Source organism: Cobetia sp. 5-25-4-2, from assembly GCF_013374075.1.
Lineage (GTDB): Bacteria > Pseudomonadota > Gammaproteobacteria > Pseudomonadales > Halomonadaceae > Cobetia > Cobetia marina.
On record NZ_BLWK01000001.1, the window covers coordinates 163,092 to 188,871 of the forward strand.

The 25,780-nt window shown below is 60.8% G+C and carries 21 protein-coding genes and 1 pseudogene; 14 read left to right on the forward strand and 8 right to left on the reverse strand.

What is annotated here, in order from left to right:
- From murD to lpxC, 9 genes and pseudogenes are all read left to right on the forward strand, one after another.
- Entirely contained in the window at window positions 1-1,488 is a 1,488-nt protein-coding gene (murD, locus tag HXS65_RS00755) for a UDP-N-acetylmuramoyl-L-alanine--D-glutamate ligase (RefSeq protein WP_176492890.1), read from the forward strand.
- Window positions 1,481-2,698 carry a putative lipid II flippase FtsW gene (gene ftsW, locus HXS65_RS00760; RefSeq protein ID WP_077371685.1) on the forward strand — a complete coding sequence of 406 codons (1,218 nt, stop codon included), beginning with the start codon at window positions 1,481-1,483 and terminating at the stop codon, window positions 2,696-2,698. Before murD ends, ftsW begins: the two co-directional genes overlap by 8 nt.
- Window positions 2,699-2,793: 95 nt before the next feature.
- Window positions 2,794-3,870 (forward strand): undecaprenyldiphospho-muramoylpentapeptide beta-N-acetylglucosaminyltransferase, encoded by a 1,077-nt coding sequence (gene murG / locus HXS65_RS00765; protein ID WP_176493274.1) that lies wholly within the window; start codon window positions 2,794-2,796, stop codon window positions 3,868-3,870.
- A 22-nt stretch (window positions 3,871-3,892) separates the two neighbouring features.
- Window positions 3,893-5,305 carry a UDP-N-acetylmuramate--L-alanine ligase gene (murC, locus tag HXS65_RS00770; protein WP_084209210.1) on the forward strand — a complete coding sequence of 471 codons (1,413 nt, stop codon included), beginning with the start codon at window positions 3,893-3,895 and terminating at the stop codon, window positions 5,303-5,305.
- Window positions 5,302-6,276, forward strand: coding sequence for a D-alanine--D-alanine ligase (locus HXS65_RS00775; RefSeq protein WP_255304381.1), 975 nt, complete (start codon window positions 5,302-5,304; stop codon window positions 6,274-6,276). Before murC ends, HXS65_RS00775 begins: the two co-directional genes overlap by 4 nt.
- 3 nt (window positions 6,277-6,279) lie before the next feature.
- Complete coding sequence (locus HXS65_RS00780; protein WP_077371691.1) at window positions 6,280-7,005, forward strand: cell division protein FtsQ/DivIB; 726 nt, start codon at window positions 6,280-6,282, stop codon at window positions 7,003-7,005.
- Window positions 7,006-7,294: 289 nt separating this feature from the next.
- Window positions 7,295-8,435, forward strand: a pseudogene (gene ftsA, locus HXS65_RS00785) (cell division protein FtsA); the annotation flags it as partial.
- Window positions 8,436-8,615: 180 nt separating this feature from the next.
- Complete coding sequence (ftsZ, locus tag HXS65_RS00790; protein ID WP_077371697.1) at window positions 8,616-9,785, forward strand: cell division protein FtsZ; 1,170 nt, start codon at window positions 8,616-8,618, stop codon at window positions 9,783-9,785.
- Window positions 9,786-10,243: 458 nt separating this feature from the next.
- Window positions 10,244-11,155, forward strand: coding sequence for a UDP-3-O-acyl-N-acetylglucosamine deacetylase (lpxC, locus tag HXS65_RS00795; protein ID WP_065392615.1), 912 nt, complete (start codon window positions 10,244-10,246; stop codon window positions 11,153-11,155).
- A 203-nt stretch (window positions 11,156-11,358) separates the two neighbouring features.
- On the opposite strand, the gene HXS65_RS00800 is transcribed toward lpxC, so the two are convergent.
- Window positions 11,359-11,841: a DUF721 domain-containing protein gene (locus tag HXS65_RS00800; RefSeq protein WP_176492891.1), complete on the reverse strand. Its 483-nt coding sequence runs from the start codon at window positions 11,839-11,841 to the stop codon at window positions 11,359-11,361.
- Window positions 11,842-11,903: 62 nt separating this feature from the next.
- Between HXS65_RS00800 and HXS65_RS00805 the strand changes: the two genes are divergently transcribed.
- The 4 genes from HXS65_RS00805 to HXS65_RS00820 all read left to right on the forward strand — a co-directional run bounded on the left by HXS65_RS00805 (window position 11,904) and on the right by HXS65_RS00820 (window position 17,619).
- A complete protein-coding gene (locus tag HXS65_RS00805; protein ID WP_127736140.1) occupies window positions 11,904-12,284 on the forward strand; it encodes a hypothetical protein in 381 nt (126 codons plus the stop codon).
- Between the two features lie 170 nt (window positions 12,285-12,454).
- Window positions 12,455-15,217 carry a preprotein translocase subunit SecA gene (secA, locus tag HXS65_RS00810; RefSeq protein ID WP_084209793.1) on the forward strand — a complete coding sequence of 921 codons (2,763 nt, stop codon included), beginning with the start codon at window positions 12,455-12,457 and terminating at the stop codon, window positions 15,215-15,217.
- 116 nt (window positions 15,218-15,333) lie between these two features.
- A complete protein-coding gene (argJ, locus tag HXS65_RS00815) occupies window positions 15,334-16,557 on the forward strand; it encodes a bifunctional glutamate N-acetyltransferase/amino-acid acetyltransferase ArgJ (protein WP_176492892.1) in 1,224 nt (407 codons plus the stop codon).
- A gap of 108 nt (window positions 16,558-16,665) precedes the next feature.
- Window positions 16,666-17,619: a Nudix family hydrolase gene (locus HXS65_RS00820; protein WP_077371708.1), complete on the forward strand. Its 954-nt coding sequence runs from the start codon at window positions 16,666-16,668 to the stop codon at window positions 17,617-17,619.
- Between the two features lie 128 nt (window positions 17,620-17,747).
- Here HXS65_RS00820 and yacG read toward each other — a convergent pair whose 3' ends face one another.
- The 5 genes from yacG to pilB all read right to left on the reverse strand — a co-directional run bounded on the left by yacG (window position 17,748) and on the right by pilB (window position 22,813).
- Window positions 17,748-17,993, reverse strand: a complete 246-nt coding sequence (gene yacG / locus HXS65_RS00825; RefSeq protein WP_141392184.1) for a DNA gyrase inhibitor YacG — start codon at window positions 17,991-17,993, stop codon at window positions 17,748-17,750.
- Complete coding sequence (gene coaE / locus HXS65_RS00830) at window positions 17,986-18,633, reverse strand: dephospho-CoA kinase (protein WP_176492893.1); 648 nt, start codon at window positions 18,631-18,633, stop codon at window positions 17,986-17,988. The genes yacG and coaE overlap by 8 nt, the downstream gene beginning before the upstream one ends.
- Window positions 18,633-19,493, reverse strand: coding sequence for an A24 family peptidase (locus HXS65_RS00835; RefSeq protein WP_084209205.1), 861 nt, complete (start codon window positions 19,491-19,493; stop codon window positions 18,633-18,635). The genes coaE and HXS65_RS00835 overlap by 1 nt, the downstream gene beginning before the upstream one ends.
- A 99-nt stretch (window positions 19,494-19,592) precedes the next feature.
- Window positions 19,593-20,831, reverse strand: coding sequence for a type II secretion system F family protein (locus HXS65_RS00840; RefSeq protein WP_136938322.1), 1,239 nt, complete (start codon window positions 20,829-20,831; stop codon window positions 19,593-19,595).
- 245 nt (window positions 20,832-21,076) lie between these two features.
- A complete protein-coding gene (gene pilB, locus HXS65_RS00845) occupies window positions 21,077-22,813 on the reverse strand; it encodes a type IV-A pilus assembly ATPase PilB (RefSeq protein WP_176492894.1) in 1,737 nt (578 codons plus the stop codon).
- 762 nt (window positions 22,814-23,575) lie between these two features.
- On the opposite strand from pilB, the gene HXS65_RS00850 reads away from it, so the two are divergent.
- A complete protein-coding gene (locus HXS65_RS00850) occupies window positions 23,576-24,007 on the forward strand; it encodes a pilin (protein ID WP_176492895.1) in 432 nt (143 codons plus the stop codon).
- A gap of 40 nt (window positions 24,008-24,047) precedes the next feature.
- On the opposite strand, the gene HXS65_RS00855 is transcribed toward HXS65_RS00850, so the two are convergent.
- Together HXS65_RS00855 and HXS65_RS00860 are read right to left on the reverse strand one after the other, a co-directional pair.
- Complete coding sequence (locus HXS65_RS00855; RefSeq protein ID WP_077371726.1) at window positions 24,048-24,350, reverse strand: hypothetical protein; 303 nt, start codon at window positions 24,348-24,350, stop codon at window positions 24,048-24,050.
- A 124-nt stretch (window positions 24,351-24,474) separates the two neighbouring features.
- A complete protein-coding gene (locus HXS65_RS00860) occupies window positions 24,475-25,755 on the reverse strand; it encodes a cation diffusion facilitator family transporter (protein WP_176492896.1) in 1,281 nt (426 codons plus the stop codon).
- Window positions 25,756-25,780: the final 25 nt, after the last annotated feature.

The window sequence follows — 25,780 nt, forward strand, 5'->3', positions numbered from 1 at the left end:
ATGACCCTCTCTGTCACCTCCCACGCACCGGCCTCGCCGGTGCCTGCCGAAGGACCGACCCTGGTGGTCGGTCTTGGTGTCTCCGGACAGGCGATCGCTCGCCATCTGAGTGATCGTGGCATCGATTTTGCCGTCGCCGATACCCGCAGTGCACCGCCGGGGCTCGAGAATCTGCGCGAGCATGCACCGCAGGCCGAGGTCCATCTCGGGCCGCTGGAAGCGCTGGATCTGTCACGCTTTGGTGAGGTGGTGCTCAGTCCGGGCATCGACCCGCGTCAGGCCGTATTTGACCCGGTACGCGAGCGCCTGATCGGCGAGATCGCGCTGTTCGTGCGGGCACTCGATGAACGCCAGGCCCGGGATGCGCAGGGCAGGCGGCCGACGCTGATCGCCATCACCGGTTCAAACGCCAAGTCCACTGTCACCACGCTGGTGGCGAGGATGGCCGAGCGGGCAGGCCGTGACGTGGCGGTCGGTGGCAATCTGGGCACCGCCGCGCTGACGCTGCTGCGTGAGCAGCCCGATGCCGAACTGTATGTGCTGGAACTGTCATCCTTTCAGCTCGAGACCACGCCCGAGCTCAAGGCAGATGTCGCCTGCTTCCTGAACCTCTCCGAAGACCATCTCGATCGCCATGACGGCATGCGCGGCTATCAGGCCGCCAAGCGTGCCATCTTCCGCGGGGCGGGCCTGGCGGTCATCAATGCCGACGATGCCTGGAGCTGGCCGGCCGAGGAGGATGCAGTGGCGCGCGCAAGCTTCAGCGTATGCCTGGATGAGGGCGACTCTGGTGATGACAGCGAGGAGTTGAGTGAAGGGGCTGAATGGCGTCTGGCGGAGCAGGACGGCACGCTCATGCTGTGTCACGTGGCATCCGAAGGCCTGCATGGCGTGATGCCTGCCGCGCAGGTGCGTCTGGCCGGGCGTCACAATCAGGCCAACGCGCTGGCGGCGCTGGCGATGGGCACGGCGATCGGTCTCGCGCAGGAGGCCATGGTGGCCGAACTCGAGCACTTCGCGGGGCTGCCGCACCGGGGCGAGCTGATCGCTGACGTGGCAGGTGTGCGCTGGATCAACGATTCCAAGGGCACCAACGTCGGCGCGACGCTGGCGGCGATCGCCGGTCTCGGTCCGACACTCGATGGCAAGCTGATTCTGCTGGCCGGTGGCCAGGGCAAGGGCGCGGACTTCACGCCGTTGGCCGCGCCGCTGGCACGCTTTGCGCGTGAGGCGGTGCTTTTCGGACAGGATGCAGAGCGCCTGTCGCTGGCACTGGAGGATAGCCTTCGCGTCAGCCGGGTCGCGACGCTGGCGGAAGGCATGGCCCATGCTCAGCGAGTCGCTCGGCCGGGAGATTGCGTGCTGCTGTCACCTGCCTGCGCCAGTCTCGATCAGTTCCCCAATTACATGGTGCGCGGCGATGCGTTTCGTGACTGGGTGTCGGAGCATGTGATGGACGCGGGCAACGAGGGCGAAGCGGATGGGTGACAAGGCCAGTCGAGTGCGTCAGGCGATGAGTACCGAGCAGCAGCCAGTGGATGGCTGGCTGGTCTTCGCGGCATTGGCGATTCTGTGTATCGGCTGGGTGATGGTCACCTCGGCTTCCAGCGAGATCTCCAGCGAGCGCTTTGACGGCAACGCCTTCTACTACAGCATGCGTCACGGCATCTTCATTCTGATCGGACTGGTGGCGGCCTATTGCACGCTGCGCATACCGATGTCGGCCTGGCAGCAACGCAGTTTCGCGATGCTGATGCTGGGGTTCGTGTTGCTGGTGGTCGTGCTGGTGGTCGGGCGTGAGATCAACGGCGCCAAGCGCTGGATTCCCTTGCCGGTGATCGGCGGGGTGCAGGCCTCCGAGGTCGCCAAGTTGTGCCTGATGATGTGGCTGGCGGGGTATCTGGATCGGCGTCTCGACAAGGTGCGCGCCAGTGTCGTCAATGGTCTCGTGCTGCCCTGCATGCCCTTGATGCTGATGATTCTCTTGCTGGCACTGGAGCCTGACTTCGGGTCCATCGTGGTGATGGGCGGTGCGGTGATGGGCATGCTGCTGCTGGCGGGGGTCGCCTGGTGGGGCTTCATCGTCCTGCTGGCAGCGGCCATCGGCGGTGGTTGGTCGCTGGCGATCGCCGAACCCTATCGCTGGGAGCGCCTGACCACCTATACCGACCCGTGGGCGAACATGTACGACAGCGGCTATCAGCTGACCCAGGCCCTGATCGCCTTCGGGCGAGGACACCTGAGCGGCATGGGGCTGGGCAACAGCGTGCAGAAACTCTTCTATCTGCCCGAAGCGCATACCGATTTCGTGTTCGCGGTACTGGCCGAGGAACTGGGATTGATCGGTGCCACGGCGGTCGTCGGGCTGTTCGCGCTCCTGATCTATCGGGCCTTCAAGATCGCCCGACGTGCCGAGCTTGCCGGCTTGCCGTTCAGCGCCTACCTCGGCTACGGTATCGCCCTCGTGCTGGGGGCCCAGGCCTTCATCAACATCGGGGTCGCCAGTGGATTGCTGCCGACGAAGGGGCTGACGCTGCCGCTGATGAGCTATGGGGGCTCCAGCTTGATCGTCAGCTGCATACAGATTGCCATTCTGATGCGAATCGATACGGAAGTTCGTCTGCTGACGCGCGGCAAGAGTCCCGCGCGGCGCAAGACCGGCAAGTCGCCCGAGACCACGCAAGGAGCCAAGGCATGACGTCATCTTCTTCTGCAGTGCCTGCGGCTGATGCCTCGCGCCCCGAGACCTCTGACGCCCCTGCTGACACGCCCTCTGCCGGCATCGTGCTGATGATGGCAGGAGGGACGGGGGGGCATGTGATACCGGCGTTGTCGCTGGCGCGTGCTCTCGCCAGCCAGGGTCATGAAATCCACTGGCTGGGCAGTCCGCGTGGCATCGAGAACCGACTGGTTCCGGAGGCGGGGTATCCGCTGCATCGAGTGGAAGTGGCTGGACTGCGTGGCAAGGGGCTTGCCGGCTATGCGGCGATCCCGTTTCGCCTGACCCGCGCCGTTCTGCAGGCGCGACGCATCATCCGTGAACTCAAGCCGGTGCTGGTCGTCGGGCTGGGAGGCTTTGCCAGCGGTCCTGGCGGACTGGCGGCACGCCTGGAGGGCATTCCGCTGGTGATCCATGAGCAGAATGCCATCGCCGGACTGACCAACAAGGTGTTGGCCCGGATGGCAACGCGGGTCTACGCCGCCTTTCCCGGCGCCTTCCCTGCCGCCATCGCTGCGCAGGTGGTGGGCAATCCGGTGCGCGACGAGATCGCCGCCGTCGGTCAGACGGCAGACACCGAGGGCGCTTCCCGGGAGCAGGCCATGCGCGCGCGACCGCTTCACCTGCTGGTGATGGGGGGCTCGCTGGGTGCCCAGTCGCTCAACGAGCAGCTGGCGCCGGCGCTGGCACTGTTGCCGGCGTCCTCGCGCCCCCTGGTGCGCCATCAGGCCGGGCGTGACAAAGAGGAGGCGACCGTTGCCGCCTATCAGGCCGCCAGTGTCACGGCCGAGGTCAGCGAGTTCATCACCGACATGGCCGAAGCCTATGCCTGGGCGGATCTGGTGGTGTGTCGCTCGGGTGCCTTGACGGTCGCTGAGCTTGCCGCCGCCGGACGACCCGCCATCTTCGTGCCGTTCCCGCATGCCGTGGATGATCACCAGACCGTCAATGCGGCGGTGATGGTCACGGCCGACGCGGCGCGTCTGATTCCCCAGAATACGCTGAATGCCCAGCGTCTCGCCGAGACGCTGGGGGAATTGCTGGATCCCAAGATACTCACTGGCATGGCCGCTCGCGCCCGCGAAAGTGCGGAACTCGACGCGGTAGCGACCATGCTGGCAGGCTGCATGGAGACTCGCCTTGAACGCTAGGAATTCTGATCGTGGTGTCGGCATGCGCCGCATCCGTCGCATCCACTTCGTCGGCATCGGCGGCGTGGGCATGTGTGGTATCGCTGAAGTACTGAGCAACATGGGGTATGAGGTCAGCGGCAGTGACCTCAAGGAGTCCACCGTGACGGCGCACCTGCGGGATTGTGGTGTGCGCGTGGCGATCGGTCATGCGGCTGTCAACGCGGAAGGCAGCGATGTGGTGGTGGTCTCGACGGCAGTGGATACCAGCAACCCGGAAGTGGCCTGGGCGCGTGACCATCGGGTGCCGGTGGTACGTCGTGCCGAGATGCTGGCGGAGCTGATGCGATTCCGTCAGGGGATCGCCATTGCCGGCACGCATGGCAAGACCACCACGACCAGCCTGACGGCCACGCTGCTCGCGGAGGGCGGCATGGACCCGACCTTCGTCATCGGTGGCAAGTTGACCAGCGCCGGCACGAATGCACGCCTGGGGGAAGGGGAATACCTCGTGGCCGAGGCGGATGAGTCCGACGCCTCCTTCCTGCACCTGCAGCCGCTGATCTCGGTGGTCACCAACATCGATGCCGACCACATGGCGACCTATGAGGGTGACTTCAATCGCCTCAAGGACACCTTCATCGAGTTCCTGCACAACCTGCCGTTCTACGGCCTGGCGGTGCTGTGTCTCGATGACGCCAATGTCCGCGAGCTGCTGCCGCGCGTGCAGCGCCAGTTCGTGACCTATGGCTTCAGTGAGGATGCCGATTATCGCATCAGCGACTTCCGCCAGGGCGGCGGTCAGCTGAGCTTCACTGCGCTGCGTCCGGAGGGGCATGCGCCACTGGAGATCACGCTGGCCATGCCGGGTGAGCACAACGCGCTCAACGCTCTGGCGGCCATCGCGATCGCCACCGATGTCGGCGTGAGCGATGACGCGATAGCGCGTGCGCTGGCCAGCTTCGCCGGTGTGGGTCGCCGCTTCCAGGTGCATGGTGAATTCGCGGCACCCAATGGCGAGCAGAGCGTGATGCTGGTCGATGACTATGGCCATCACCCGCGAGAAGTGGAAATGGTGATCCGTGCCGTGCGTGCCGGCTGGCCGGAGCGTCGGTTGGTGATGGCCTATCAGCCTCACCGTTACTCGCGCACCCATGATCTCTACGAGGATTTCGTGCGGGTACTGTCCGAGGTCGATACCCTGCTGCTGCTGGATGTCTACAGCGCAGGAGAGGCGATGATTCCGGGAGCCGACGGCCGCTCTCTGGCCGGCTCGATCCGTCAGCGTGGGCAGGTGGATCCGCTGTTCGTCGAGCACAAGCGTGCGTTGCCAAGTCTGCTCAACAATGTGCTGCGCCCGGGCGATATTCTGATCACCCAGGGGGCGGGTGATGTCGGCGGCATCGCCCTGTCACTGGCCGGTGCGGATCTCAAGCTTTCCGAGGTGGCGCTATGACCGCGGTGAAGCCGGAAATGGCGACACGCTATGGTCGCGTCGTGGTGCTGTTCGGTGGAGTGAGTGCCGAGCGTGAGGTATCGCTGAAGAGTGGTGCGGCGGTGCTCGCGGCCCTGGAAGGGGCCGGCCTCGATGTGCAGGGGTACGACATGGCCCATGGCCTGGCCGGTCTGGAGGCGCTGCGCGCAGACCGCGTCTTCATCGCCATGCATGGACGTGGTGGCGAGGATGGCACTCTGCAGGGGGCGCTTGAGCTTCTGGGCATTCCCTATACGGGGAGTGGCGTGCTGGCCTCCGCGCTGGGGATGGACAAGCTGCGCACCAAGAAGCTCTGGGATGTCGAAGGCTTGCCGACGCCACGCTCCTGTCGCCTGGCGGCGGACACTGACTGGCAGAATGTGCTCGAGACGCTCGGTACGCCGGTAGTGGTCAAGCCGGTGCACGAAGGCTCGACGCTGGGCATCCATATCGTCGAGGAGGCTGGCGCTCTCAAGGCCGCCTGGCAGGATGCCTGTCGTTTCGATGGTGTCGTCATGGCCGAGCAGTTCATCAAGGGGCCGGAATATACGGTCTCGGTGCTGGACGGCGAGGTGTTGCCGGCCATTCGCATCGAAGCGGACAGCGGTTTCTACGATTACGATGCCAAGTACCTCACCGATACCACTCGCTACCTGCTGCCCTGCGGTCTGGAGGCTGCGCGCGAAGCCGAACTGGCGACTCTCTCGCTCAAGGCATTCAACGTGCTGGGCTGCGAGGGCTGGGGGCGTGTCGATGTGATGGAAGATGCGGACGGCGCCTTCTGGCTGCTGGAAGTCAACACCTCGCCGGGCATGACCGATCACAGCCTCGTGCCACAGGCAGCCGCGCATGTGGGGCTGGATTTCACGGCGCTGGTACTGCAGATTCTCGACACGACGCTGACCGAGCGTCATGACGTCGCCGCGTCCGCCTGCCCACAGAGCGAACACTGACCCATGGCGGCGCGTAGCTCTGCAGGTGCACTGTTCGGTCTGGTGCTGGGAGCGGCACTGATGGTGGCGGGTGGCCAGGCATTGTGGACCTGGCTGGACCGCCCCATCGAGCGAGTCACCATCAAGGGTGACTTCGAACACGTGAGCGCCGCCTATCTCCAGCGCCATATCGCGCCGTTGATTCGCGGACAAAGCTGGCTCTCTGTCCCGCTGGGGGAAGTTCGGCGTCGCGCTCTGGCGATCGACTGGCTGAGTGAGGTGAGCATTTCGCGTCGCTGGCCGGATACACTCGAATTCGAGCTGTTCGAGCAGCAGCCGGTGGCCTACTGGAATGACGGTGAGTTGATCAACGTGAGAGGCGAGGCCTTCAAGGCAGCCCCTGTCACCCAGCTGGGAAATCTGCCGAATCTGGCAGGCCCCAAGGGTAGCGGTTCCGAGGTGCTGGCCGAGCTGGACGCGCTGCAGAGCCAGTTGGGCGGTCTGGGGCTCAATGTCTCCCAGTTGCGTCTCGAGCCACGTGGCGCCTGGCGTTTTCAGGTCAATGACAGCGTCTGGGTCATGCTGGGTCGCAATGACAGGGAGGCCCGTCTGGCTCGCTTCATGGCAGCCTGGCAGCGTCAATTGGGTGGTCAGGCGTCGCAGATTCGCTACATTGACCTCCGCTATCCCAACGGCGTAGCCGTGGCGTGGCATGGCGAGACGACAGCACTGGAAGAAAGCAACGGTTGAGGGAGAATCGGCGACACTTCAGAACGAAGGTCTTGAGGCGCTGATATTAGTGAAATGGAGTTATCTCCAGTTTCATTTCGGGACAATCCCGCCTATTCTAGCGGGGATTTGCGCCTCCTGGTATTTTCAGGCTGGTGTGCCGTTAGTGGTGACTTCTATACTATGAAGGCAAATTCATCTTCGGGTTAAACGGAGCGTTAACCTGACTGGGTGGTTTCTGGCATTCTTGCCGCCGCCGATCGCGCTATTTTTTTCATGACGAACCAGAATCAAGGAGCTGGCCCGACCTATGGCAGGACATTCCAAATCACAGGATATGGTGGTCGGGCTGGACATCGGAACCTCCAAGGTGGTCGCGATCGTGGGGCAACCGACCGACGATGGTGGCATCGAAATTGCGGGTATCGGTTCACACCCTTCACGCGGCATGAAGAAGGGTGTCGTCATCAATATCGAGTCGACCGTGCAATCGATCCAGCGCGCGGTGGAGGAAGCTGAATTGATGGCGGGCTGCGATATCCACTCGGTATACGTGGGGATTGCCGGCAGTCATATCAGCTCGATGAACTCCGATGGTGTGGTCGCGATCAAGGATCGTGAAGTGACACCGTCCGATATCGAACGAGTCATCGATTCGGCGCGTGCACGGGCAATCTCCGAGGGGCAGCGGATTCTACATGTGCTGCCGCAGGAATATGCCATTGATCGTCAGGAAGGTATTCGTGAACCGCTCGGGATGTCCGGTGTGCGCCTTGAAGCGCGGGTGCATCTGGTCACGGCGGCGTTGAATGCCGTACAGAATATCGAGAAATGCGTTCGTCGTTGTGGTCTTGAAGTCGACGATATCATTCTCGAACAGCTCGCCTCGAGTCATGCGGTATTGACCGAGGATGAGCGCGAGCTGGGAGTCTGCATGGTGGATATCGGTGGCGGGACGACCGACATCGCGGTGTTCACCGAAGGTGCTATTCGTCATACGGCCGTGATTCCCATCGCGGGAGATCAGGTAACGAATGATATCGCGATGGCACTCCGTACGCCGACCCAGTACGCTGAAGAAATAAAGGTCAAGTATGCCTGTGCTCTGACACAGCTGGCGTCCAGCGACGAGACGATCAAGGTGCCCAGTGTCGGTGATCGACCGGCCCGTGATCTGTCCCGCCAGGCGTTGGCGGAAGTGGTCGAGCCCAGGTATGAGGAACTCTTCACCCTGGTCCGCGATGAGCTGCGTCGCAGTGGTTATGAAGATCTCGTGGCAGCGGGTGTGGTACTGACGGGCGGTACATCACGCATGGAAGGTGTGGTGGAACTGGCGGAGGAGATCTTCCACATGCCGGTTCGCATTGCCTGCCCGCAGAATGTGCGTGGACTGGCAGATGTGGTCCGTAATCCGATTTATTCCACGGGTGTGGGTTTGCTACATTACGGGATGAAACAGGAGCGGCATACGCCATCCTCGACTGCGGTCGCGGTGCGCAGGGAGGAATCTGCCGCACGACGCGTTCACGGCCATGAGCACGACACCTCCACGCTGGAGCGGATCAAGGGCTGGTTCAAGGGAAATTTCTGACAGGGATTACAGAAAGACTGTGATCCAGGAGACAGGGCATATGTTCGAACTGGTAGATAACGCACCCTCCAGCAGCGCGGTCATCAAGGTGATCGGTGTTGGTGGTGGCGGTGGTAACGCCGTCAATCACATGGTCGAGAGCAATATCGAAGGCGTCGAATTCATCTGCGCCAATACCGATGCTCAAGCGCTCAAGCGCGTGGCCGCCAAGACAGTCCTTCAGCTCGGCAGCGAGATCACCAAGGGTCTCGGCGCTGGCGCCAACCCGGAAGTGGGTCGTCAGGCGGCGATGGAAGATCGCGAGCGTATCGTCGAGCTGCTGCAAGGCGCCGACATGGTCTTCATCACCGCAGGCATGGGGGGTGGTACCGGTACCGGGGGCGCTCCTGTCGTGGCACAGGTAGCCAAGGAACTGGGCATCCTGACGGTCGCGGTCGTGACGCGCCCCTTCCCGTTCGAGGGGCCGCGTCGTCAGAAGGCGGCCGAGCAGGGCATGAAGGAGCTGTCCGAGCATGTCGATTCCCTGATCACCATCCCCAACGAGAAGCTGCTCTCGGTCCTCGGCAAGAGCGCCAGCCTGCTGAGTGCCTTCAGTGCGGCCAACGATGTACTGCTGGGCGCTGTCCAGGGCATCGCTGAGCTGATCACCAGCCCGGGCATCATCAACGTCGACTTTGCCGACGTGCGCACCGTCATGTCCGAGATGGGCATGGCCATGATGGGAACCGGTGATGCCGTCGGTGAGAACCGCGCTCGCGAGGCGGCCGAGAAGGCCATTCGCAGCCCGCTGCTTGAGGATATCGATCTTCACGGCGCGCGCGGCATCCTGGTCAACATCACGGCAGGCCCGGATCTCTCCATCGGTGAGTTCAACGATGTCGGTGCCACCGTGCAGGAGTTCGCTTCTCCGGACGCGACCATCGTGGTGGGTACCTCCATCGACATGGACATGAGCGACGAGCTGCGTGTCACCGTCGTGGCGGCGGGTCTCGATGGCCGTGTCGAGAAGCCGGCTGCGCGTGAAACCGCACCGGCCAAGCGCACGGTGGAGAAGCCGGCTGATTATCGCAGCCTCCAGACGCCGACGGTCACCCGTCAGGCCAAGGAAGAGCAGCAGCAGGCCGCAGCCAAGAAGCCAGAACCGCGCAAGAATCGCGACATGGATGACTATCTCGACATTCCGGCCTTCCTGCGCCGTCAGGCGGATTGAGAGGCAAGCGCACGTCGACAGGGTGTCCATGACATCTTCTGGTGACAGCGCGGTCAGATAGAGGCGCTTTGCCTTTCTTCACCCACCCGGGGCGACCCGGGTGGGTGAAGTCGTTCTGGGAGGCGCGAAAAGGCATTGCAGGCGATTCAGATGGACGGCATGACAGGCAGGCTGAAGAGGAAAGGCAGGCATCCGCCACGGCGGTTGCCTGCGTAAGAGAGGGAGGAACCTGGCAGTTCTTGCACATTGATTATCGATTGATGTCGCTGAGAGTGAGAACTGTTTTGGGTTTGCGCGTTCATAGTCAACATGGCTCCAGTCAGCGTCTTGAAGGGTTGAATGGTGCCCCCGTGGCAATGTTGAATTTCCCTATCAGCGGTAGGTGACAATTTGTTGAATACCTGCTTTGCTGTTATCATGAACACTGTTTCCAAATTCAGGCTGACTGGCTATCTCCTATGATTCGACAAAAAACGCTTCAGAATACGATCCGCGCAACAGGCGTTGGTCTGCACTCCGGTGACAAGGTCTATCTGACCCTGCGCCCGGCTCCGGTCAACACGGGTATCGTCTTCGTGCGTACCGACCTCGAGCCGCATGCACACATCCGTGCCGATGCCACGGGCGTGCGTGACACCACCATGTGTACTGCCGTTTCCAACGGTCAGGACAAGGTGATGACCGTCGAGCACCTGATGTCCGCCTTCGCCGGTCTCGGGATCGACAACTGCTTCGTCGAGCTCTCCGCGCAGGAAGTGCCGATCATGGACGGCAGCGCCGGTCCGTTCGTCTTCCTTATCCAGTCCGCTGGTATCCAGGAGCAGTCCGCGCTCAAGAAATTCATCCGCATCAAGCGCGAGATCGAAGTGCGTGATGGCGACAAGGTCGCGACCTTCCTGCCGCACAACGGCTTCAAGGTGTCCTTCACCATCGACTTCGATCACCCGGTGTTCGAGCAGCAGAAGCAGACCACCACGGTCGACTTCTCCACGACCTCCTTCGTCAAGGAAGTGTCTCGCGCTCGTACTTTCGGTTTCATGCGTGATCTTGAATTCCTGCGCTCCCAGAACCTCGCGCTGGGCGGCAGCCTCGACAACGCCATCGTGGTGGATGATTACCGCATCCTCAACGACGAAGGTCTGCGTTATGACGATGAGTTCGTCAAGCACAAGGTGCTGGATGCCATCGGCGACCTGTATCAGCTGGGCCACAGCCTGATCGGGGAATTCCGCGGCTACAAGTCAGGCCACGGCCTGAACAACCTGCTGTGCCGTGCCCTGCTCGAGAATGCAGACAGCTACGAGATCGTGACCTTCGACAATGCCGAAGCGATGCCGATTTCCTACGCCTCACCGGCACTTGCCGTCTGATCACGAGATGGTGACAAGCACGACCTGAAGAAAGTTGACTGTGACCTAGCCCGTCCAGCCTGATGTCAGACTTCGGTCCTTGCCAGCCGAAGCATGGAAACGATCACAAGCGCGCCGCCCTCATGGGCGGCGCGCTTGTTTGTCTTCATGAAATAGCGCCGGCGCGACGGTCGCCCGCAAGAGAGAGGGATGTCGCACCACCATCAATCGTCGCCAGACGGGGTGTCCTGCAGATCATCAGCATGTGCTGCCAGACGCTCAAGCGAGCGGCGCAGGTGTTCATCCCGGGTGTGGGAGGCACAGTCCAACAGATGCTCCGCTGCCGCAGCAGGGAGATGCCTGGGCTGTTGAGCCGGTACGAAGACAGGACGAACGGGGCGGACCTTGAAGTTGAGGCGCGTGAGTGCGGCAAGCTCGGGGATCTCGCGCAGGACGCTGATCAGCCTGCGCTGCTCATAACGTAGCCAGGTCAGCCAGGAGGCACGATTGGTGATCAGTGTCAGGGTTCCTTCGTGATAGCCCCCGACGAAGACCTGCTCCTGCATGTCCGTGGGCAGGGTCTCACGCAGATGCCACTGGGCCTGCTCCAGCATTCGCGCCTGGCGCATGACGTTGCCAAGCTGGCCCTTGCCGTTCAAGAGGCGCGCCGCGGGCTGGGCGCGGAAACGCTTAGCCTTTATACTCATGGGCTTGCATGCCGGTTCAGTGGTTTCCGGCAATCTATCATGAGCAGGAGTCCGGCAACAGCATGAGCCATGACGACGCCATAGCACGCTCGAGACCGTTGCCGGCTTCCGGTAGCGGCAGCGCGCGTCGCTGGTCGGTGCGCACGGCACCGCGCTGGCTGCTGGCCGGCCTGCTGATCAGCTGTCTGTTCCCAGCTGGCTTGAGCGCCGCGCAGGTCGAGCGCGTCAATCTGACCCTGGCCAGCATCCAATTGCTGGCGCCGGGCGTGATTCGCGCCGAGAGCCGCCGTCAGAGCCTGCGTTCACTGCGCCGACTCATCCGTCCCGGTGCTCAGAGAAGTCCCAATCTTTCGCGTCAACGACGCTTTGTCTCCTGTGCTCGCGTACTGCTGCGCGGATTGGCGAATGCCATGTCCCCGCGCGCACCACCTCTGGTGTCCTGAGAGAATCTGTCCGTCACCTGGCCCTCGGCGCCGGTGATGGTGATGTCGTTTCCTTTTCGCGTGTGCCGTTTGCCAGTTGCCATCTGCGGGATGCTTCTGGCGCGTGAAGCGCACGCGTATATCTCAAGATTCTAGAAGGCGTGCCCACCGGGCACGGACAGGGATAGATGATGCTGGGTAAATTTCTGACCAAGGTAGTGGGCTCCAAGAACGACCGTGAGGTGAAGCGACTGCGCAAGCGGGTCAATGCCGTCAATGCCCTCGAGGAAAGTCTCGAATCACTGTCGGATGAGGCGCTGACGGGCAAGACGGCTGAATTCCGTGAGCGCCTTGCGCAAGGCGAGAACCTCGACAAGCTGTTGCCGGAGGCCTTCGCCACCGTGCGTGAGGCCAGCAAGCGCATCATGGGCATGCGTCACTTCGATACCCAGATGGTAGGCGGCATCGCGCTGCATGAAGGGCGCATCGCCGAGATGAAGACAGGCGAAGGCAAGACGCTGGTGGGGACACTCGCCGTTTACCTGAATGCCCTGGCTGGTGAAGGCGTTCACGTGGTGACGGTCAATGATTACCTGGCCACGCGTGATGCCAACTGGATGCGTCCGCTGTATGAATTCCTCGGGCTGAGCGTGGGCGTCATCTTCTCCGGCCAGAACAACGAGGACAAGCGTGCCGCCTACCAGGCCGACATCACCTACGGCACCAACAATGAATACGGTTTCGATTACCTGCGCGACAACATGGCATTCGCGCTGGAAGACAAGGTCCAGCGCAAGCTGCACTACGCCATCATCGATGAGGTCGACTCCATCCTGATCGATGAGGCGCGCACGCCGCTGATCATTTCCGGTCCGGTGGAGGAGAATACCGACCTCTACAAGATCATCGATCGCATGGCGCGTGAGCTCGTGCAATGCACCGACGAAGAAGATCCGGAGAGTGGCGATTTCACTCTCGATGAGAAGCAGAAGCAGGTCGAGCTGACCGAGCAGGGCCATCAGAAGGTCGAGTCACTGCTGCGTGCCCAGGAATTGCTCGGCGAGGAAGACTCTCTTTACGCCGCCCAGAACCTGAGTCTGCTGCATCATGTGCACTCCGCGCTGCGTGCCCAGAATCTGTTCGTGCGGGACGTCGACTACATCGTCCACAACGGCGAGGTGGTGATCGTCGACGAGCATACCGGCCGCACCATGGTAGGTCGTCGTTGGTCCGAGGGCCTGCATCAGGCCGTCGAGGCTAAGGAAGGCGTGGCGATCCAGAAGGAAAGCCAGACGCTGGCCTCGACCACCTTCCAGAACTACTTCCGTCTCTACGAGAAGCTGGCCGGCATGACCGGTACCGCCGATACCGAGGCCTTCGAATTCCGTCAGATCTACAACCTCGACGTGATGGTGATCCCCACCAACAAGCCCATCGCGCGCAAGGACATGAATGATCTGGTCTATCTGACCGCGGAAGAGAAGTTCAACGCCATCATCGAGGATGCCCGCGAGAAGGTCGCCGAAGGCCGTCCGGTGCTGGTCGGTACGGCGTCAGTCGAGACGTCGGAACTGCTGTCCCAGATGATGCACAAGGCTGGCGTGAAGCATCACGTCCTGAATGCCAAGCAACACGTCAGTGAGGCTGCCATCATCGCCCAGGCGGGTCGTCCGGGCGCGGTGACCATCGCGACCAACATGGCGGGTCGTGGTACCGACATCATGCTGGGCGGCAACTGGGAAGCTGAGCTTGCCGAGCTGGAAGCGCCGACCGAAGAGCAGATCAACGAGATCAAGCATGGCTGGCAGGAGCGTCACGAAGCCGTGCTGGCGGCGGGCGGTCTGCACGTGATCGGCTCCGAGCGTCACGAATCGCGTCGTATCGACAACCAGCTGCGCGGTCGTGCCGGTCGCCAGGGTGACCCAGGCTCCACGCGCTTCTTCCTGTCGCTGGAAGACAGCCTGATGCGCCTGTTCGGCTCCGATCGCGTTCAGCGCCTCATGGGCGCGCTGGGGCTCGAGAAGGGCGAAGCCATCGAGCACAAGATGGTCTCCAATGCCGTCGAGCGCGCGCAGAAGAAGGTCGAGGGCCGCAACTTCGATGTGCGCAAGCAGCTGCTTGAGTACGATGATGTCGCCAACGATCAGCGCAGCGTGATCTACGAGCAGCGCAACGACATTCTGGAAGCCGACGAGATCGCCGAGAACATCGCCGGTATCCGCCGTGAAGTGCTGGACGACGCCATTTCCATGCGCGTGCCGCCGCAGAGCCTGCCGGAGCAGTGGGATCTTCCGGGGCTCGAGAATGACCTCAAGACGGACTTCAACCTCGACCTGCCGCTCGTGCAATGGGCGGAAGAGGATGAGCACTTCCATGAAGAGACTCTGCGCGAACGACTGCAGACGGCACACGAGGAACTCTATGCCGGTAAGGTAGAGGCTGTCGGTCCCGAGCTGATGCGCCGCTTCGAGAAGCAGGTCATGCTGCAGGTGCTCGATACGCGTTGGAAAGAGCATCTGCAGGCGATGGACAACCTGCGGCGCGGTATCCACCTTCGTGGCTACGCTCAGAAGAATCCCAAGCAGGAATACAAGCGCGAGGCGTTCGAACAGTTCCAGTCATTGCTGGTCAACATCAAGGCTGACGTGGTGCGCATTCTGAGTCACGTCCAGGTACGTCGTCAGGAAGAGGTCGACACGCTGGAAGAGGAGCGGCGTGCCAATCTCGAGCGCGAGCAGGCCAGTGCCGAGACGCGTCGCGTGGAAGATGACACCGTCAGCGATGAGAGCGTTCAGGCTGCCGAGGAGATCGTCGAGGCGCAGTACGGTGCGGCACCGCAGGCGCAGGGCGACAATGAGCCGATGCGCCGTGATGTCCCCAAGGTTGGCCGCAATGATCCGTGCCCCTGCGGTTCCGGCAAGAAGTACAAGCAGTGCCATGGCAAGCTGAGCTGAGATTTTCAGCGTTGAGCATAGCTTTTCAGTACTGAGTATCGAATGCATCGCGGAGCAGCACCGTCTGTCCCGCGATGCCGTGTAGTGGCAGGACAACGCGACTGGAGACGTGAACGATGGCGGTAGGGCCTTCCACTTTCCCCGCAGACATGCCGGAAATTTCCGGCCTGCAGATCGGGGTTGCTGAAGCCGGTATCAAGAAGCCGGGGCGACGTGATCTGGTGATCATGGCGCTCGATGCAGGATCGCGTCTCGCGGGGACCTTCACGCGCAATGCCTTCTGTGCGGCACCGGTGCATGTCGCGCGTCGACATCTCAAGGCCGAGATCGATGGGCCGCGCTATCTGGTGATCAACACCGGCAACGCCAACGCGGGGACAGGTGAGCAGGGCATGACAGACGCGCTTGCTACCTGTGAGTTCCTGGCCGATGTCGCGGGTTGTGATGCACAGGCCGTTCTGCCGTTCTCCACCGGCGTGATCGGTGAGCCCTTGCCGATGGATCGTCTGACCGGCGCACTGCCGACGGCCTTCGCGGCATTGGGCAAGGGGAATTGGTCCGACGCGGCACACGGCATCATGACCACCGATACCCGGCCCAAGGGCAGCTGGCGTAGCGTGACGCTGGCCAATGGCGAGTGTGTCACCATTGCCGGGATTTCCAAGGGCTCTGGCATGATCTGCCCCAACATGGCGACCATGCTGGGCTTCGTGGCCACTGACGCGGATCTCGCCATCGATCAGTCTGCGCTGGATGAGATGCTGCGCCGGGTCGTGGTCAGAAGCTTCAACAGCATCACGGTGGATTCCGATACCTCGACCAATGATGCGTGCATGCTGGCTGTCACGGCCAGGGCCGCTCGGGTCGAGGGTGAGGATCTGGTCGCCTTCGAGGCTGCGCTGGCCGACGTCATGCTCGAGCTGGCGCAGGCCATCATCCGTGATGGTGAAGGGGCGACCAAGTTCGTCACCCTCGAGGTGGAGGAAGCGCGCTCCGTGGAAGAGGCGCGTGCGGTCGGCTTCACCGTGGCTCACTCGCCACTGGTCAAGACGGCTCTCTACGCCAGTGATGCCAACTGGGGACGAATTCTGGCGGCCGTCGGACGGGCGCCGTTGGAAAATCTTGAGGTTGACGGCGTTGCGATCACGCTCAACGGCGTGAGCATCGTCGAGCAGGGCGGACGAGCCGCCAGCTATACCGAGGCTGCCGGCAGTGCTGCCATGGCCGAGGAAGAGCTGGTGATCGGTATCCGCCTGGGGCGTGGCCAGCAGAAGGCGCGTATCTGGACATCGGATCTGTCCCACGATTACGTCTCGATCAATGCCGATTATCGTAGCTGATGCCTGAGGGCAGAGGCTTACGCTGAAACGGTAATGCAACATCTCCCGCAGGCTTCGCCTCATCAGGGTGGAGTCGGATGTACAACGCGAGTCAAAGGTACAGGCATCATGCCGAAGCGAAGGGTTCACGTGGCGGCTGCCGCCATCTTAAACGAACAGGGCCAGGTCCTGATTGCACGCCGTCCCTCGACGGTGGATCAGGGCGGCTTATGGGAGTTTCCGGGTGGCAAGCTGGCGCCCTACGAAACCGGTCTGGAAGCGCTCAAGCGTGAGCTGTGCGAAGAGCTGGGTGTCGAGATCACGCGTGCTCAGCCGCTGATCCGCATTCATCACGAATACCCGGACAAGCATATCCTGCTGGATGTGTGGGAAACGCGTCAGTTCAATGGCGAGCCCTTTGGCCGCGAAGGGCAGGCAGTGCGTTGGGTCGAGATCGAGGACCTTTACAAATATGCCTTCCCGGCTGCGAATCTGCCGATTCTGCGCGCGGTCTCGCTGCCACGCGAGTATCTGATCACGCCGGAAGAGGCTGATGAGGGAATATTCGAGACACGCTTGATCCGTGCATTGGATGAAGATGGCGTGCGCCTGGTACAGCTGCGTGCCAAGGAACTCGATGAGGCGGCGTACATTGCCCGGGCCGAGAAGGCGCTGGCGATCTGTCATGCACGTGGTGCGCGTCTGTTGCTCAATGCCGAGCCTTCCATGCTCGACAAGGTCGATGCGGACGGTATCCACCTGACCAGCGTGCGTCTGGCGGAGCTGGCAGAGAAGGGCGAGCGTCCGATCGCGGCCAACAAGTGGTTGTCCGCCTCGACGCATGACCAGGCACAGCTGGATCAGGCGGGACGGGTGACCTGTGATTTCGTCAGCCTTTCACCGCTGCGTGTCACGCCTTCCCATCCTGAGCGTGCGCCACTGGGGTGGCATGACTTCCAGGAGCTGGTCGAGCAGGCCTGCATGCCGGTCTATGCCCTTGGGGGCATGTCGCGCTACGACAGTGACCATGCGCGCGCCGTCGGCGCACAGGGGATTGCGTCGATTCGTGACTTCTGGAAGTGATGATCGCGCGTTGATGGCAGTTGCCTGAACGAAAAAGACCCTCGAGGCCAGCCTCGAGGGTCTTTTTTTGGCGAGCATCTTGAGCGTCGAGCTTGAGCCAGTCTGAACCAGCAGCGCTCTCTCGAGCGCTACTGCTGATTCATGTCGCGCTCCATGCGTGCCACCATCTCGTCGATGCTGGTCTCGTCCATGGCCGGCTCGCCGGCGATGCTGTGGGACTCATCAGCCCAGGCGCCGAGGTCCAGCAGTTGGCAGCGCTTGCTGCAGAAGGGGCGGAATTCGCTGGCGGCGCTCCATGCCACGGGGGTTCGACATTGCGGGCAGGCAACGGACAAGGGCGCCTTGTGGGGCTGTGAGGACGCGGAGTCAGACATCGGGAAGCTCCTGAAATGATGCATTGGAGGCGGCCAGCGAGCGATAGCGGACATCCATGGCCACGACCTGCTCACGCAAGCTCGCCTGATTGCCGTTATTGTCGATGACATCGTCGGCCTTGGCCAGTCGTGTCTCGCGCGGCAGCTGGGCCGCGAGGATGGCGCGTACCTGCGCTTCGCTGACGCCATCGCGGCTCAGCGTGCGCGCCAGCTGAACATCCTGGCTGACATCCACCACCAGGGTGCGTGAGACGAGGCTGTCCTGGCCGGACTCGAACAGCAGGGGAGAGACCAGTAGACGGTAGGGGCTGGTCATGGCCGCCAGGTGTTGCACGATGCGCTCCCGGATACGCGGATGGGTGCAGCGCTCCAGCCATTGACGCTCCTCGGGGGCAGCAAAGATCCGCTCGCGCAGCGCGGCGCGATCAAGCTCGCCCTGCGCCGTGACGATCGACTCGCCGAAGTGGGCGATGATCTCGGCCAGTGCGGTTTCGCCGGGACGCACGATCTCGCGCGAGACATCATCGGCGTCCACCCACTGGATGCCGAGCTCTCCGAACATCCGTGCCACACTGGATTTTCCGCTTCCAATACCGCCCGTCAACCCGATGATGGGGCCTTGATTGAGCGCAGTCGTCATCAGGCACCTATCACGCTGAGGTAGAGGCTCATCAGCGGGGTGCCGAACAATAGCGCAATCCAGCCTGCCACGGCCAGATAAGGGCCGAATGGCATGGGGGCTCCCCGCAGGCGCGGCACCAGCAGTTGCAACAGGATGCCGAGTACTGCGCCGAGTCCCGCAGAGAGGATCAACAGCAGTGGCAACCACTGCCAGCCAAGCCAAGCCCCCAGTGCCGCCAACAGCTTGAAATCGCCATAGCCCATGCCTTCCTTGCCAGTCACCAGCTTGAATAGCCAGTAGAAGCTCCACAGCACCAGATAGCCGGCCATGGCACCAATCACGGCACTGGGCAGCATCAATGGCTGGAAAAGCAGTTGGTAGGCGAGACCGGCCCACAGCAACGGTAGCGTGATGGCATCAGGCAACAGCTGGGTGCGAAAATCGATCACTGACAACACCAGCAGTGTCAGACAGGCGCCGAAGATCCACAGGCTCTGTGCTTCCAGGCCGTAGATCAACGCGATGGAAGCGCCGAGCGCGCCACCGGCGAGCTCCACCAGTGGATACTGTGCACTGATACGGGTATTGCAGCTCGCGCAGCGGCCGCGGCGTTTCAGCCAGCCGATGACAGGGAGATTGTCATGCCATTTGATTGGGGTGTCGCAGCCAGGGCAGCGTGAGGCAGGCACCAACAGATTGAAGCGTGGCGACGCTTCCGGCTCCAGCTCCAGCGCTTCACGTGCCTCTGCACGCCACTGACGCATCATCATCACCGGCAGGCGTGTGATCACTACATTCAGAAAACTGCCGATCAACAGGCCGAAAATCCCCGCGAGGCAGGCCTGAAGAGCGGGGGAGAGGGAGGCGAGAGAATCCACGGAACATCCTTGTCAGAATAGCTGGACTGGAAATGAGGCGGCCGCGCCCCTTCGGGTGTCGCGGCCGCCTGTCATGATGAAGCATCTGACCGTGAAGTATCAGATAGCGTTGCCGAGTTCGAAGATCGGCAGATACATCGACACCACCAGACCGCCAACCAGAGTGCCCAGCACCACGATGATCAGGGGTTCCAGCAGTGAGGTCAGGGCATCCACCTTGTTGTCGACGTCTTCTTCATAGAAGTCGGCCACCTTGTTGAGCATGGCATCCAGAGAGCCGGCTTCTTCTCCGATGGCCACCATCTGCACCGCCAGCGTGGGAAACAGCTGAGTATTGCGCATGGCAAAGTTGAGCTGCTGACCCGTGGAGACATCCTCCTTGATCTGGGCGATGGCGCGTTCATAGACCTTGTTGCCGGAAGCGCCTGCCGCAGTATCCAGTGATTCTACCAGCGGCACGCCAGCTTGAAAGGTGGTGGCGAGAGTGCGTGAATAACGTGCCACGGATGACTTGTCGAGAATATCACCCAGCACCGGTATCTTGAGCATGAAGCGATGCATGGCATAGGCGAACTTGTCGGAACGCTTCATGCCTTGAGCGACAAGTATGACTGCCAGAATCACGGCACCCAAAGCGATGTACCAATAATTCTGGGCGTATTCCGACAAAGTGATGGTCAGCTGAGTAAAAGCGGGTAGTTCAGCACCAAAGCCCTGGAACAGGCTCTCGAATTGGGGAACGACCTTGATCAACAGAATCGCCGTTACCCCGATACCCACACCAATGACGGCGATGGGGTAGTAGAGCGCTTTTTTCACGCGAGCCTTGAGGGAATCGATCTTCTCCTTGTAGGTCGCGACGCGGTCCAGCATCTTGTCGAGGGCACCGGCCTGCTCACCTGCGGCGACCAGGTTGGAGAAGAGATTGTCAAAATGTTGCGGGTGCTTGCGTAGTGCTTCCGAGAAGCTGGCGCCCGCACCGACCTGATTCATCAGATCTTCCACCAGGTGTCGCATGCCCGGGCTTTTCATGCTCTCGGCGACGATACCGAAGGCTTGCAGAACGGGGACACCGGCGCGAATCATCGTTGCCATCTGGCGGGCAAACATGGTGACATCCTTGCCGCTGACTTTCTTGCTGCCACCAAACAGGGCGGATTTCTTGCGCAAACGCTTGACGACGATACCCTGGCCGACCAGCGTATTCTTGACCTGGTCGACATTGGCGGACATCAGCTCGCCCTTGACCTTTTCACCACGCGAATTCTTGCCCGTCCATTGCCAGGTTTCTATGCCCGCCTTCTTCTTGTCTTTCTTGGCAGTTCTGATCGTCGCCATGTCGGTTGTCATTCCCTGATGAATGAGAGTCCCTGTCTTGACTCGCGAGACTCATGTTACACGTGAGCAGGCCAGTGGCTGCTCCCTCCCTATGCCGCGATTTACACTGCTGGCAGTCAGTGCATGAGTGACCTGCTCATCGCAGGGGGAGGTAATCCATGTTCAATGTGCCTGATGACTGAGCAAAAGTCAGCGCTGGTGAAGATTGTTCACATCGGCGCTGTCAACGCTCCAGCATGTTGTCATCAATCCTTGGTGATACGGTTGACTTCTTCCAGCGAGGTCATGCCCGCCATTACCTTGCGCAGGCCGCTGCGGCGCAGATCCGACAACCCTTCCTTGCGCGCTTGGTCTGCCAGTTCTATCGCGGTGCCTTCCCGCATGATCAAGCGGCTCATCTCATCTGAGATGGGCATCACTTCATAGATGCCGACGCGTCCCTTGTAGCCCAGCGTGCATTGGCTGCAACCCGTCGGGCGATAGATGGTGGCATTTTCCAGATCTTCCTCACTGAAGCCATTTTCTGCGCTGAAGCCCATTGAGGCCATGGCTTCCTGGGGGATCTCGGCAGGTTGACGACAGTGGGGACACAGGCGCCGCGCCAGGCGTTGCGCGATGATCAAGGAAACCGAGCTTGCGATGTTGAAAGGCGCGATCCCCATGTTGCTGAGGCGCGTCAACGTTTCAGGGGCAGAATTGGTATGCAGGGTCGAGAGCACCAGGTGGCCTGTCTGCGCGGCCTTGACGGCAATTTCGGCGGTTTCCTTGTCCCGAATCTCCCCGACCATCACCACGTCGGGATCCTGGCGCAGGAAGGCGCGCAGTGCCGAGGCAAAGTCGAGCCCTATCTTGGGTAATACGTTGACCTGATTGACGCCCTCCACCTTGAGCTCGACCGGGTCTTCCGCGGTCGAGATATTGCGCTCAGGCGTGTTAAGGATGTTCAAGCCGGTATACAGGGTAACGGTCTTGCCGCTACCGGTAGGGCCGGTGACAAGGATCATGCCCTGAGGCTCGCCAAGTGTCTTCTCGAACATGGCACGCTGTTCCGGCTCGAAGCCCAGTGCCTCGATGCCCATCTTGGCGGAACTGGGGTCAAGAATACGTAGTACCAACTTCTCCCCGTAAACAGTTGGCAAGGTGTTGACACGGAAATCGATGGAGCGTGACTTGGAAAGTCGCAATTTGATGGCGCCATCCTGAGGCAGGCGACGCTCGGAGATATCCATGCGCGACATCACCTTCAAGCGCGCCGAGATACGATTGCGCATGTTGAAGGGCGGGCGAGTATTCTCGACCAGCATGCCGTCGATACGAAAGCGAATCCGGTACGTGGATTCATAAGGTTCAAAGTGGATGTCCGAGGCACCGCGTTTGATGGCATCCAACAGTACCTTGTGAACGAAGCGCACGACTGGCGCATCATCACTATTGGCCGTGATGGCCATATCATGGTTGTTGTCTTCTTCGCCTTCGAATTCGAGTCCATCCAGAGCCTCACCATCTTCGCTCAGCATGTCCATGGCGCTTTCTTCGCCGGCTTCCAGATATTGTTCAAGCGCAGGTGCGAGTTGATCGGCGGCGACCAGCACGCTTTCAATCGACAGACCGGTGGCAAACTGCAACTCATCAAGGTGAGTCAGTGTCGATGGCGAGGGCACGCCGACGGTCAAACGATGTTCGCGTCGATAGAGCGGCAGTACGCCCAGCTTTCGCAGTACCTTCTCTGGCAGCTCATCAATGCTCGGGAGTGAATCGATACGTATTGCATCGAGATCCACATAGGGCAGCCCGTATTCCCATGCTGCCACCAAGGTGGCCTCACGTGCCGAAGCCAGGCCATGAGTGATGACATGCAGCAGCAGACTCTCGCCAGCCTCATTGGCCTCCTGCTCAGCCAGCAAGGCAGCCTGAGGCTCCAGCAAGCCTGATTCCACCAGGCGAGCGGCAAATCCCTTCAACGTCTGATCACTCTGGGGCATGGAAATGTCCTGTGGCGAATCTGAAAGTCTGTCCTGCGGCTCATGTCGATAAACGCCGCGATACATGGCAGCCCACAATACCGTTGCAATCTCTCGCCATTGTGGTGAGTTGCAAGAGTGCTGATGTTGTCTCCAGTGTAGCCTGATTGGCACTTGGCAGAAATGCCACCCCTCTCAATTTATCGGCCCACACCCGAGCCAGAGGCCTGGAAGCAGCTGTCAGTGTCTCAGGCGACTTCGGCGATGTTCGGGCGGTGGCCGGGAGGAGATTCATTGATGGCGTGTCTTGAGAGGCTGACTTGTAGGGCAAAGGAGGGAGGGTATAAGGGAGAGAACAAAGCAGGTCCCTAAGCGCCGTCTTGTCAACAGGCTGCCATCGAGGAGGGGAAGTCTGATGTAGTCAGGCAGTTGCAGTGAGCGTTGAGCTGCGTTGGTTTGATGGGCTGAAAGAATTTCATGGTGTTGCTTGCAATGTGACCGAGTGTAATCTATTGTAACTCACAAGCAGCCGTCAGCGCCGCCTTGAAAGCGACTTGCGACATGGCAATGGCACCTGAACTGTGGCTGTGGTATCAATCGTCCCGTCCGGTCGATACCCCGTGATATCAAAATGTTATGCTAACAATGGTGAGATGCTGATACAGAGTCGCAACGCTCGACACGGCACGTCACCCTAAGTAACAGTTTGATGTTCAGGGACAGTAACCGGGGTTTCAGGACGTACGACCTGATCTCACTACGCAAAGGCAAGGGAGTCACAACATGACACGCAAGCAACAGGCTGGTTTCACATTGATCGAGCTGATGATCGTTGTTGCGATCATTGGTATTCTGGCAGCCATCGCGATTCCGCGATATCAGGATTACACCAAGCGCGCAAATGTTTCAGAAGGTTTACAGCTCGCAGCTGCAGCAAAGACAGCTGTTACTGAAGTTTATTCCACTTCAAGTGCATTCCCTACCACCAACGATGAAGCTGGGTTACAAGCTGCTGGATCTATAACAGGTAATGCAGTCGACTCAGTAACTGTTGGTAACGCTGGTGTTATTACAGTGAATTATAATGCTACAGTTGCTGATGCTGCCGAGCTCACTCTGACTCCTACTGTAGCAGATGGAGGTGGCAGCATTATTTGGACATGTGGCAAGAACGATGCAATGGACAATGCTTGGGTGCCTGCTGACTGCCGCTAATTAATAAAAAACCGCCCTTCGGGGCGGTTTTTTATTGTGATCAATAAAGTGCTTCTTCCTCCTCAACAACATCCTTCAGCAGCTCCAGAAACAGTTTGTCTGCATCTGAGTGCTCTGCTGGATCTTCCGGGATATGGATACTGGTAGTGTCAGAAATCTCGTTGGCGATGATGGCCAGCACCGCTTGCTCGCTTTTTCCTTGTTCTGCCCCTTCCTTGAGGCGCGCTCGCGCCACCACCAGTGACTGCTCGAGAATCTTCGGGTCTTGCAGCAGCTTGCGAATGAAACCTTTCAGTTCATTGATGATGCGTGTCTTGTGCATTTCGCCGGATGCGTTGCTCATGGCGTGCTCCTTGGGTGTTTGTGTGATCACTGAAGATGGGCAAGGTGACGAACATCATCGTCACTAGTGGGTTCGTTGAGGCACTGCACCGCCGCGCAGACTGCTGTGTATCGCAAAGTGTAACTCACGTTTCGGCGTCTTGGGCACGCGAAATGATGCTGAGTCTTACCGTGCCCAGCCAGCGGATGTCCTTCGCCAGGCGTTGCAGTTCATCGACTGTCGTGTTGCGTGAGGAAGGTGCCAGGTTACATTCGCTGAGCGAAGTGAATGCCTGTTCGGCAACCTCCAATTGGACATCGACATGTGGAGCACTCGAGGGAGCAGAGGGGGGTGTGGTGACATGATTGACATAGTGAAGCATCAGCCCGCTGCGTTCTTGCCATACAGGGTGTGACTGCCAGCAGACATCAAGTGCAGTGATGATCTCGCTGCGCAGCGGCAGTGGCTGCATGGGTGTGGGATGTGTCGTATCCGCCTGGCCGATATGTGAATCGTCTTCGGGGTCGATGTGATAGAGCACATCGCTGAGCTGGGGGAATTCTGACTTGAGGCGTGCCACGGCGTGGTGGCCGATGGCATGACCTTCCGAGACGCTGATGCGTGGCGCGACCAGCAGATGGACTTCCAGCACGATACGGCCGGCGAGCGTGCGACTGCGAAGATCATGTGCGCCACGCACTTCCGGCAATGACAGCAAACATTCACTCATGGCGCGTTGCTGTTCGCGTGGCAGAGCGGTGTCGATCAATTCCCGTGAGGCTTCCCACGCCAGCGATACGCCGATCTTGCCGACCATCACCGCGACGATGATGGCAGCTATTCCATCCATCCAGCCTGCCCCGAGCTGAGTGCCGATCAAGCCCACCAGCACGGCGACGGTCGAGAGCGCATCGCTGCGTGAGTGCCAGGCATTGGCTTCCAGCAGTCTGGACTTCTGTTTGCGAGCCACCTTGAGCGTTGCACGAAAGATGGCTTCCTTGGCGATCAAGGAAATCACCGCGACGCCGATGCCCAGAGCCCCTGGCAGCGGAATGCTCAGGGTGCCGAATATCAGCTCCCAGCTGCGCAGCACGCCTTCCCAGCCGATTGCACCCGCCACGGCGATGAGCAAGCTGCCAAGCACCAGGGTGCCCAGCGTCTCGATGCGTTCATGCCCCCAGGGGTGGGAGCGATCCGGTGCCTGACGACCGAAGTGAGTGGCCACCAACACGAAGGCATCCGTCACCAGGTCTGACAGTGAATGGATGCCATCGGCGATCAAGGCTTGAGAGCCGACCAGCTTCCCGACGATCAGCTTGGCGATGCCCACCACCCCATCCAGCGCCGCGCCGATCAGGGTGATGCGCTGCGCCTCACGTCTGGCCTGTGCGGCAGAATCTGTCTTCGTCTGAGCGGATGTCGTCATGGGAAGCTCGCGGCAGGCCGGGTGT

Bases quoted from the DNA above. Each gene is read 5' to 3' on its own strand.
- murD (WP_176492890.1), top strand. From the start codon at position 1: ATGACCCTCTCTGTCACCTCCCACGCACCGGCCTCGCCGGTGCCTGCC.
- ftsW (WP_077371685.1), top strand. From the start codon at position 1,481: ATGGGTGACAAGGCCAGTCGAGTGCGTCAGGCGATGAGTACCGAGCAG.
- murG (WP_176493274.1), top strand. From the start codon at position 2,794: ATGGCAGGAGGGACGGGGGGGCATGTGATACCGGCGTTGTCGCTGGCG.
- murC (WP_084209210.1), top strand. From the start codon at position 3,893: ATGCGCCGCATCCGTCGCATCCACTTCGTCGGCATCGGCGGCGTGGGC.
- HXS65_RS00775 (WP_255304381.1), top strand. From the start codon at position 5,302: ATGACCGCGGTGAAGCCGGAAATGGCGACACGCTATGGTCGCGTCGTG.
- HXS65_RS00780 (WP_077371691.1), top strand. From the start codon at position 6,280: ATGGCGGCGCGTAGCTCTGCAGGTGCACTGTTCGGTCTGGTGCTGGGA.
- ftsZ (WP_077371697.1), top strand. From the start codon at position 8,616: ATGTTCGAACTGGTAGATAACGCACCCTCCAGCAGCGCGGTCATCAAG.
- lpxC (WP_065392615.1), top strand. From the start codon at position 10,244: ATGATTCGACAAAAAACGCTTCAGAATACGATCCGCGCAACAGGCGTT.
- HXS65_RS00800 (WP_176492891.1), bottom strand. From the start codon at position 11,841: ATGAGTATAAAGGCTAAGCGTTTCCGCGCCCAGCCCGCGGCGCGCCTC.
- HXS65_RS00805 (WP_127736140.1), top strand. From the start codon at position 11,904: ATGAGCCATGACGACGCCATAGCACGCTCGAGACCGTTGCCGGCTTCC.
- secA (WP_084209793.1), top strand. From the start codon at position 12,455: ATGCTGGGTAAATTTCTGACCAAGGTAGTGGGCTCCAAGAACGACCGT.
- argJ (WP_176492892.1), top strand. From the start codon at position 15,334: ATGGCGGTAGGGCCTTCCACTTTCCCCGCAGACATGCCGGAAATTTCC.
- HXS65_RS00820 (WP_077371708.1), top strand. From the start codon at position 16,666: ATGCCGAAGCGAAGGGTTCACGTGGCGGCTGCCGCCATCTTAAACGAA.
- yacG (WP_141392184.1), bottom strand. From the start codon at position 17,993: ATGTCTGACTCCGCGTCCTCACAGCCCCACAAGGCGCCCTTGTCCGTT.
- coaE (WP_176492893.1), bottom strand. From the start codon at position 18,633: ATGACGACTGCGCTCAATCAAGGCCCCATCATCGGGTTGACGGGCGGT.
- HXS65_RS00840 (WP_136938322.1), bottom strand. From the start codon at position 20,831: ATGGCGACGATCAGAACTGCCAAGAAAGACAAGAAGAAGGCGGGCATA.
- pilB (WP_176492894.1), bottom strand. From the start codon at position 22,813: ATGCCCCAGAGTGATCAGACGTTGAAGGGATTTGCCGCTCGCCTGGTG.
- HXS65_RS00850 (WP_176492895.1), top strand. From the start codon at position 23,576: ATGACACGCAAGCAACAGGCTGGTTTCACATTGATCGAGCTGATGATC.
- HXS65_RS00855 (WP_077371726.1), bottom strand. From the start codon at position 24,350: ATGAGCAACGCATCCGGCGAAATGCACAAGACACGCATCATCAATGAA.
- HXS65_RS00860 (WP_176492896.1), bottom strand. From the start codon at position 25,755: ATGACGACATCCGCTCAGACGAAGACAGATTCTGCCGCACAGGCCAGA.